Source organism: Saccharopolyspora griseoalba, from assembly GCF_042665275.1.
GTDB classification, from domain to species: Bacteria; Actinomycetota; Actinomycetes; order Mycobacteriales; family Pseudonocardiaceae; genus Saccharopolyspora; species Saccharopolyspora griseoalba.
Window position 1 is genome coordinate 1 of sequence record NZ_JBHTCJ010000031.1, and the last position, 1,919, is coordinate 1,919.

At 70.1% G+C, this 1,919-nt stretch carries 1 protein-coding gene; it reads right to left on the reverse strand.

Going from position 1 to position 1,919, the window contains the following annotated elements:
- Nucleotides 1–1,919: acetate--CoA ligase (gene acs, locus ACFQRI_RS27060; protein ID WP_380673487.1), on the reverse strand; the 1,919-nt coding region annotated here is incomplete at its 5' end.

The following is a 1,919-nucleotide window of genomic DNA, read 5'->3' on the forward strand; positions in this document are numbered from 1 at the left end:
TCAGTCGTCGCTGGAGGTGCTCAGGCCCTTCGAGATGAGGTCCATGACCGAGGAGTCGGCCAGCGTGCTCACGTCGCCGACCTCGCGGTTCTCGGCGACGTCGCGCAGCAGGCGGCGCATGATCTTGCCGGAGCGGGTCTTGGGCAGCTCGGGCACGACCATGATCTGCCGCGGCTTGGCGATCGGGCCGATCTCGGAGGAGACGTGGTCGCGCAGCTCGGCCAGCGCGGCTTCACCGCTGGCCTCGTCGCCGGTGCCGCCGCGCAGGATGACGAAGGCGACGATGCCCTGGCCGGTGGTCGGGTCGCTGGCGCCGACCACCGCGGCCTCGGCCACGTTCGGGTGGGACACCAGCGCGGACTCCACCTCGGTGGTGGAGATGCGGTGGCCGGAGACGTTCATGACGTCGTCGACCCGGCCCAGCAGCCACAGGTCGCCGTCGTCGTCGTACTTCGCGCCGTCACCGGCGAAGTAGAAGCCCAGGTCGGCGAACTTCGACCAGTAGGTGTCGCGGTAGCGCTCCGGGTCGCCCCAGATGCCGCGCAGCATGGACGGCCAGGGCTTGTCCAGCACCAGCAGCCCGCCGCCGCCGGCGCCGACGTCGTTGCCCTGCTCGTCGACGACCTTGGCGGAGATGCCGGGCAGCGGCACCTGCGCGGACCCGGGCTTGGCCTCGGTGACGCCGGGCAGCGGCGAGATCATGATCGCGCCGGTCTCGGTCTGCCACCAGGTGTCCACGATCGGGGTCCGGTCCGAGCCGATGTGCTCGCGGTACCACATCCAGGCCTCGGGGTTGATCGGCTCGCCGACCGAGCCCAGCACCCGCAGCGACGAGAGGTCGTACTGGGCGGGGATCTCCGCGCCCCACTTCATGAAGGTGCGGATGGTGGTCGGGGCGGTGTAGTACAGCGTGACGCCGTACTTCTGCACGATCTCCCAGTGCCTGCCCTCGTGCGGCGTGTTCGGTGTGCCCTCGTAGATCACCTGGGTGGCGCCGTTGGCCAGCGGGCCGTAGACGATGTAGGTGTGCCCGGTGACCCAGCCGATGTCGGCGGTGCACCAGTAGACGTCGGACTCGGGCTTGAGGTCGAAGACGTTGTGGTGGGTGTAGGCGGCCTGGGTCAGGTAGCCGCCGGAGGTGTGCAGGATGCCCTTGGGCTTGCCCGTGGTGCCCGAGGTGTAGAGGATGAACAGCGGGTGCTCGCTGTCGAAGGCCTCCGGGGTGTGCTGGTCGGAGGCGGTGTCGACCGTGTCGTGCCACCACTTGTCCCGGTCGTCGTCCCAGGCGACGTCGATGTCGGTGCGGTTGACCACCAGGACGTGCTGCACGCTGGGGGTGTCGGTGACGGCTTCGTCGACGTTGGCCTTCAGCGGCATCGCCTTGCCGCGGCGGTACTGGCCGTCGCAGGTGATCACGACCTTGGCCTCGGCGTCGTTGATCCGGCTGCGCAGCGCCTCGGCGGAGAAGCCGCCGAACACCACGCTGTGCATCGCGCCGAGCCGGGCGCAGGCCAGCATGGCGAACACGGCCTCGGGCAGCATCGGCAGGTAGATCGCGACCCGGTCGCCCGAGCCCACGCCCAGGGCGGCCAGCGCGTTGGCGGTCTTGGAGACCTCGCGCTGCAGGTCGGCGTAGGTGATGGTGCGGGAATCGCCGGGCTCGCCCTCCCAGTGGATGGCCACCCGGTCCCCGTTGCCCGCCTCGACGTGGCGGTCCACGCAGTTGTAGGCGACGTTGAGCTTCCCGCCGACGAACCACTTGGCGAACGGGGCCTGGGACCAGTCCAGCACTTGGTCCCACTTGGTGTCCCAGTGCAGCCGATCGGCCTGCTCGGCCCAGAACGCCTCCCGGTCGGCATCCGCGGCGGCGTACAGCGCCGACGTGGCGTTGGCCTGCGCCGCGAACTCCTCGGACGGCG